Raw genomic sequence first — 6,825 nt, 5'->3', positions numbered from 1 at the left:
AATATTTTTTATTACATCACGAAGTGATGAAAACCGTTGATACTTCAATGTTTATAGAGGGAGGTTAGTTCAATAAGAACAAATAAAGGATTTTATTATTTAACGTTGAATTATATAAATTAATCCAGTGCATTTCATCGATATAATGTAACTTATTGAAATTAAATATAGGGGGCTTTAAATGCAGTATCATATCAGAGTACGAGCAGGTGCAATTATCATAGAAAATAATAATATATTATTAACAGTATATAATGACCCGATAAGAGGTATCGTCTATGATTTACCTGCTGGCGGAACAGAACCAAATGAATCTATTACTGATGCAGTTAAAAGAGAAGCCAAAGAAGAAGCATGTATAGATGTAGAAGTAGGTCCTTTAGCATTAGTTTATGAATATACACCACATCTTAATCTTGAAAAGTTTGGAAAAATACATACATTAGTTATGATGTTTGAATGCAAAATAATAAACCACACGACTCCAAAATTTCCAGAAAATCCAGATTCGAATCAAATAGATGTTAAATGGCTACCTATATCAGAGTTACAAAATGTTGAAATGTATGCTAATATCGGTTCTTACTTACAGAGTTATACCACTAACGGTAGAAACATTGACTTAATCGAAGAACATAAACTAAATCAAGAGGAGTTTGTCTTTTAGTTGGTTATTGACTGTTTTTTCATAGATGGAAACCTTTTTTCTTTTATTCAAGGGTAGTCAAACCTTATGTAATTAAGGTGTTTTACAATACCATAGATTTGAATCTGCAGACAAATTAAATATCGCTGCCATTTCAAATGTGGAGGTTCCGTGTTCTTTCATACAAGCAAGTAATACTTTGCTTATGCCGTATTTTTCTAAGTTGAAACACGAAACCATTCGATTCCCGATCAAAAATCTAATGTGGACTTCTAATAACAAGATAAAATTTACTTAGTCACAGCTTCTATTAACTGAGTGACAAATAATTGAGATTTCAGACCTTCTAGTCCATCAATCAGTGGTTTCTCATCATTTTGAATACAGTCAATAAAATGTTGTACAGCATCTTCAAAACCTCTTTGCTTTAACGTAGTATCCCAAGGAGGAGAAAATGAAGTAGTTACGCTGTTTTTAGATGCAATTTCTAAAGTGTTCATGTTTTTAATACTTAAAATTGCTCCCTCTGTTAATAGTTCAATTTTTTCAAGGTTAGTTCCCGCTTTTCGATGCATGTCTGTGAAAAAAGAGACACCTTCCTTAGATTTATAAGCATGTCCGGCATAGACAAGATAATTCTCACTACTTAGATTTACTGTTCCATGTAGCAAATCTAAATCCCCATTTGCTAACCATCTAGCTGTATCAATTACATGCAAATAGTCATCTAACATAGTAAAATCATAAGAGTAAGGACCCACACTATCTGTTCTATGTTTTTCAATGCGAACTGATGCAATGTTTTGAGCTTCTTGTTTTGCTTGTACATACATAGGTGCAAAGCGTCGATTAAATCCAACCATAAGCTTTCTTCCTGATTTTTCGCTTAGTTCTACTAATTTTTCAGCTTCAGCAACAGTTGCCGCTAATGGTTTATCTACATAAACATCTATTCCTTTAGTTAAAAGGGAAGATACGACTTCAAAATGTGAGCTAGTGGAACTATGTACGAAAACAGCATCACACTCTGCAGCAAGTGTTTGTAAACTATTAAAATCTTGAATACGATATTGATTGCAAATCATTTTTCGTTTATCTTTGCTTGGTGAAAAAGCACCTACAAATGACCAATCTGTTTCTCGAGAAAGAATCGGTAAATATGCTTTTTGCGCTATACTTCCTAACCCTATCATGCCAATACGTGGTTTTTTCATTTTATCATCCTTTAAATGGAAATATTTAATATCAAAAATAGTATACAATGTTTTTGTGGTCTATACAACCAGAGTATTATTATTTACATTGTGGGTATGGTTCTAAGGAATAGCTAATATTATTTAGATGTTTTATTAAACAATAGGGTGATTCTTCATTAGAAAAAATCACTTTTTTATGTCACTAGACAGGCTTATAGTTTATGTAGAAACATACTTCAACTATGGGAGTTAATTAAAGATCATTGAGTTGCATAGGCAGCTCTTTTTCTTATTGTTGTAAGTCTTATTGACCTATCAGTGCAGAATTTACAAAAGAGGTATTTGTAATTTTATGTAGAATTAGTATATATATAGGGCTATTTTAGTTTTTATAGCCGAAACTAAAGGAAGGGGTGACATATTGAAAATGATAGAATTTCAAAATAGCATGCTAATGAGAGGAATTACTTCTTAACTAAGGTTTAATCCTCTCAAAGGTAATGGGAGGAAAAATAAAAGATGATGAATTTAGGAAACATGGTAAGAGGAGTAGCTTCTGATGCAGTCGCTCAGAGTCTCGTTCAATTCTGGGAATATGACGAGGGAACTTTGGAGTTGTGGCGCGCAAGTTCAAACTTTGTGTATGCTTTTGAACGTAATCAAGTTCAATATTTTTTGAGATTTAGTTTTGAGCAGGATAAATCTATTGAACAAATAAAAGCTGAGTTAGAGTTTATGCAATATTTACAATTTAATGGATTTCCATCGGTAACACCAATTCAATCAATAAGTGGAGAACTAATTGAAACACTAAAAACACCAGAAGGAACGTTTATTGCCGTTGTCTTTAGTGCAGCAAACGGAATCAATTTGGATGCCGATACAATTACTGCAAAACAGATGGAGGAATGGGGAAGATCACTTGCCTCACTTCATTTTTTGTCAAAAACTTTTGAGCCAGTGTCTGAAAGAAGAAAGAGTTGGCTGGACACAGTACAATTCATGGAATGTGTATTTAAAAAGCATCCAGGAGAACAAATAGCCCTTCAAGAGCTAAGTAGGGTGGCGAATTGGCTTCAATCGTTACCTACTAACAACGATGTGTTCGGATTGATACACTATGATTTTCAATTGGATAATATCTTTTTTGAAGAGGATAAGGACCATAGTTTCAATATAATCGACTTTGATGATGCAATATATCACTGGTATGCACTTGATATTGTAACAGCACTTGATGATTTTATTGACGATGACAATCCTCATTCAAAATTACTGATTCAATCTTTTTTGAACGGATATCGTTCCAAAATGGGTTTAGAAAATGATGTAGTGGCTCAATTTCCACAGTTTCAAAGATATGCAAACTTATATAAGTTCTCCAAAATATTAAAGTCTTTGGATTATGGTGAAATAAATGAAACGCCATCTTGGTTTGTTGGCTTGAGGGGTAAATTAGTTCGTGTTGCAGATGAATTAAGACAAAGCTTTCAAAAACCATGGCAAAAGAATAACATGAAATAAATAAATAAATAAATAAATAAATAAATAAATAAATAAGCCATTCCAAACTTTTGGAGTGGCTTTTACTTTTATCTCATAAATAACTATACAGCTCGAAAAATTGGAATTGAGTTCTTTTGAATAAAATGAATTACAAAGTAGAATTATTTTATTTAGATAATTATGTTAATTTTATTAGAGGGATTGTGAAAAGATGTACTTAAACTAACGGGGCAGGTTAGTTGAAGAGTGTTGTTTAACTTGTGTTCAACAATCGGGCAATATAATTCAACAACATCTTTAAAGAAATTTGGGTAGTTATGTTAAGATTTAGGTGAGATTGTGAAGAAATGTAATTAAACTATCAGAAAAGGTTAGTGTAATGTCAGAATTAGGAAAAATGGAGGTTTACTATGAAATCTCAAAGTATGGAAAAACACTTTACAACACTTAAACAACAAAGAGAAATACTTTATCCGACACTCAAATCATTAACAAAAGTACAATTATGGGAAAGACCTAAAAAAAATAAATGGTCTATTGGGGAAACGATTTATCACTTATATTTAATTACAAAAATGCTGCGAGTTGCAGCAATTATTACCATTCCATGTACAAAGTTATTTGCTCGAATGATGAGAAACAAACCATTTGATTCTGATATAAATGATATTTATAAGCAGTACAAGGAAAAACATGGGAAAGGTATGAAAGCTCCTTTTATTTTGAATCCACCGAAAAAAATTTATTATACAATGGACTATAACGAATTAGAACAACTTCTAATCAAGGAGACTTTAAAATTATCACAAGTAGTAGAGGATATTGATGAAGACATTGCTGGACATATTATTTTTTTGGATCCTGTAGCAAATAATCCTAATCTTATTCAAGCAATTCAACTATTAGCCATACATGAAGCTCATCATATTAGAATCATTCAAAATAATCTTGAATCCTTAATTGAAAAAACTGACACTGAATGAGTAACAATTCAATGTCTTATTATTCTGCACTAAAATTGTTGTTTTAAAATCAAAAGCAGGTACATACCTATATATGTATAATGTATCAGTTAATTTAGAGGGAATTGATAAGGAATCGGGCTATAACGGAACGCATTCAGATCGAGATAATAGTTTATTGAAGGATGACTTTAAAAGAGTTTATTGAGTTCCAAGGAGGTATAGCAATTGGGTAATAATACCCATTTGTATATCTAAATGAAGAATGTTGGATTAGCCATATTCCAGGTGCATGTTATCTTACGCGGGTCAGAGGTTCCTTTACTCAAGAGTTTGAAACTTATGAGGCTCTTTTGAAAATGGAACAATCGAAGGAAGACTTCTTTCAGAAATTTATATGAATATTGAGTGGTGATAAACGAGAAAGCATAAAGTTGGTCAAACTAAATAATTATCACTTGATACTTGTTGAGAGAGGTTAAATAGAATGCAAAATAAAGAATTAAAGATGTTGGCAATACCGAAGTGGGGACGCTATTTACGAGGAAAATGGCTTGAAAACTTTGTAAACTAACGGGGTGCGTTAGTTGAACAAACAAGTTAGAAAAAACACCTTATTTAAGATGTTACTTTATTTATAAATGGAAGGAAATGTATATAAATAAACATTAACAAAAAAGATTGATTCCTTAAAGGATTCGATCTTTTTTGTTTTTTACTACTTGACGTTTGTCTTGTAATAGAATAATATGAAATTAACTTCATGTGAAATAAACTTCACGTGAAACAAACTCCATGTGAAGTGAGCTTCACTGAAGGAAAAAAGTTGGTTAGGAGAGGGATTTTTGAAAAATCTATTTATACAGCGTTTTTTAGTCTCAACCTTGATAATTATAGTGGGAATCATTCAAATAATTCTCGATACATCAGAAGGGTTTAATTTTGGCTATATCATAGTATTCCTAGGTGGAATAATTTTGTTGTACTCAACAATTTCTTACATTACATCCCGAAAGAATAAATCATTAGAAAAGGAATTAGAAAAGGAATATGACGAAAGAGATGCTTTAATTGATGGAAAAGTTGCTCGCTTTTCCATGTATATTCTGATATCCGAAATATTAATTCTTATGTTTTTAACTAATTTTGTGGTCATCCCAACAAATACTGCATTATTTGTTCTCTTAATATCTTTAATAATTATTGAATTTGGGTCTAGAAAATATTACAATCATTTTCTTTAATCAGGAGGATCTATGGAAAATAGAGTAAAAGAATTGAGAATAGAATATGGGATAACGCAACAAGAATTAGCTGATAAAGTAAGTGTATCTTCTAGGACAATCATCTCGTTAGAAAAACAAAAGTATAATCCATCTGTGCTACTTGCGTATAAAATAGCTTCAGTTTTTAATTTATCAATTGAAGAAACTTTTATTTTCGATGAGGATGACAATTAATCCATTTCATTAAGATACACATATTAAACAAACAACGGAGGAATGAAAATGCAATTTATATTATTTATTTTTGGGATAGTTTTAACGGTTTGGGGTATTTATCGTATGAGAACAGATGATGGCTTATTTGGAAAAAATCAAAGAAACAAAAACTTATTCAATTTACTGTTAATGGGACAAGCTTCGGGTTTAGGACAATTTTTAAGTGGAATTCTGTGTATTATAGTAGGAGTTATCGTAATTATCATGCAGTAGTAATAAACAAGAATTTCAATTTTTCACTGAAATATTATGAATGAAATCACTTAAACAACGGGTGCTTTAGTGTAACAAACAAGTTAGAAAAAACATCTTATCTAAGATGTTTTTTTATTTTCAAAACGTAGGAAAATAGATAGAAACGAACATTTGAAGTAAAAGAACGATTCCTTAAGGATTCGTTCTTTTTTTAGTATAGGATTACTGATTTGCTGTACAAAGCTAAACGAGGGCGTTGATCTAAGAAGAGTAAAGGTACTGAATCAAACTAGTTAAACTCAGTAAATTCAGTTCGATTAAATATAATTTATCAAGAGAGCAAGGGATCTGTTTTAAGTAGTTCTAAGTAAATTAGTGTTGATTGTCGGATGCTAAAAAATTTGGATACCAAAAATAAAAGAGTAAACAGAATGTCTGTTTTACTCTTTAACAAACTGTAAAGCATTCAGTGAACGGTTCCTTGAATGCTTTTTTAAATCAATTATAAGAATTGATGATGTTACTTGGAGTTTATTAGGTTTATACATAGTTGTAAAAAAGTTTGATTATTTATAATAAAGTTTGTTCATTTATAATAAAGTTTGATTAAAATCATCGCTCCTCTATAGATTTCTTAGGGGTGACATGATTTTTTTATTTGGATATGTATGTTAATTTAACAATAAATTTTGTGAAAAAATGTACTTAAACTAACGGGGCAGCATTCCTGTTTGAAAGATGTTCAGGGTCTTGAAAGAAAAAGAGTCCTCTAGTATGATGCTGAGTGTCAACGACCATTGACCCATCATATACAAGGA

At 31.0% G+C, this 6,825-nt stretch carries 7 protein-coding genes; 6 read left to right on the top strand and 1 reads right to left on the bottom strand.

The window, feature by feature from the left end; all coding sequences use genetic code 11:
- Positions 1 to 181: 181 nt before the first annotated feature.
- Complete coding sequence (locus AMD00_RS12230; protein WP_053417340.1) at positions 182 to 667, top strand: NUDIX domain-containing protein; 486 nt, start codon at positions 182 to 184, stop codon at positions 665 to 667.
- A 269-nt stretch (positions 668 to 936) separates the two neighbouring features.
- Here AMD00_RS12230 and AMD00_RS12225 read toward each other — a convergent pair whose 3' ends face one another.
- Complete coding sequence (locus tag AMD00_RS12225; protein WP_053417339.1) at positions 937 to 1,860, bottom strand: Gfo/Idh/MocA family protein; 924 nt, start codon at positions 1,858 to 1,860, stop codon at positions 937 to 939.
- 501 nt (positions 1,861 to 2,361) lie between these two features.
- Here AMD00_RS12225 and AMD00_RS12220 point away from each other — a divergent pair.
- The 5 genes from AMD00_RS12220 to AMD00_RS12200 all read left to right on the top strand — a co-directional run bounded on the left by AMD00_RS12220 (position 2,362) and on the right by AMD00_RS12200 (position 6,025).
- A complete protein-coding gene (locus AMD00_RS12220) occupies positions 2,362 to 3,366 on the top strand; it encodes a phosphotransferase enzyme family protein (protein WP_053417338.1) in 1,005 nt (334 codons plus the stop codon).
- A 392-nt stretch (positions 3,367 to 3,758) separates the two neighbouring features.
- Complete coding sequence (locus tag AMD00_RS12215) at positions 3,759 to 4,331, top strand: DinB family protein (protein WP_053417337.1); 573 nt, start codon at positions 3,759 to 3,761, stop codon at positions 4,329 to 4,331.
- A gap of 824 nt (positions 4,332 to 5,155) precedes the next feature.
- Positions 5,156 to 5,554, top strand: a complete 399-nt coding sequence (locus AMD00_RS12210; protein WP_053417336.1) for a hypothetical protein — start codon at positions 5,156 to 5,158, stop codon at positions 5,552 to 5,554.
- Positions 5,555 to 5,566: 12 nt separating this feature from the next.
- Complete coding sequence (locus tag AMD00_RS12205; protein WP_053417335.1) at positions 5,567 to 5,770, top strand: helix-turn-helix transcriptional regulator; 204 nt, start codon at positions 5,567 to 5,569, stop codon at positions 5,768 to 5,770.
- Positions 5,771 to 5,812: 42 nt separating this feature from the next.
- A complete protein-coding gene (locus tag AMD00_RS12200) occupies positions 5,813 to 6,025 on the top strand; it encodes a hypothetical protein (RefSeq protein WP_053417334.1) in 213 nt (70 codons plus the stop codon).
- Positions 6,026 to 6,825: the final 800 nt, after the last annotated feature.

Origin of the sequence: Viridibacillus arvi, from assembly GCF_001274945.1 — a bacterium.
Taxonomy (GTDB): Bacteria; Bacillota; Bacilli; order Bacillales_A; family Planococcaceae; genus Viridibacillus; species Viridibacillus arvi.
This window is presented reverse-complemented; position numbering and strand designations above follow the sequence as displayed.

What these genes read in the sequence shown, in the direction of transcription:
- AMD00_RS12230 (WP_053417340.1), top strand. Translation starts at nt 182, where the DNA reads ATGCAGTATCATATCAGAGTACGAGCAGGTGCAATTATCATAGAAAAT.
- AMD00_RS12225 (WP_053417339.1), bottom strand. Translation starts at nt 1,860, where the DNA reads ATGAAAAAACCACGTATTGGCATGATAGGGTTAGGAAGTATAGCGCAA.
- AMD00_RS12220 (WP_053417338.1), top strand. Translation starts at nt 2,362, where the DNA reads ATGATGAATTTAGGAAACATGGTAAGAGGAGTAGCTTCTGATGCAGTC.
- AMD00_RS12215 (WP_053417337.1), top strand. Translation starts at nt 3,759, where the DNA reads ATGAAATCTCAAAGTATGGAAAAACACTTTACAACACTTAAACAACAA.
- AMD00_RS12205 (WP_053417335.1), top strand. Translation starts at nt 5,567, where the DNA reads ATGGAAAATAGAGTAAAAGAATTGAGAATAGAATATGGGATAACGCAA.
- AMD00_RS12200 (WP_053417334.1), top strand. Translation starts at nt 5,813, where the DNA reads ATGAAAATGCAATTTATATTATTTATTTTTGGGATAGTTTTAACGGTT.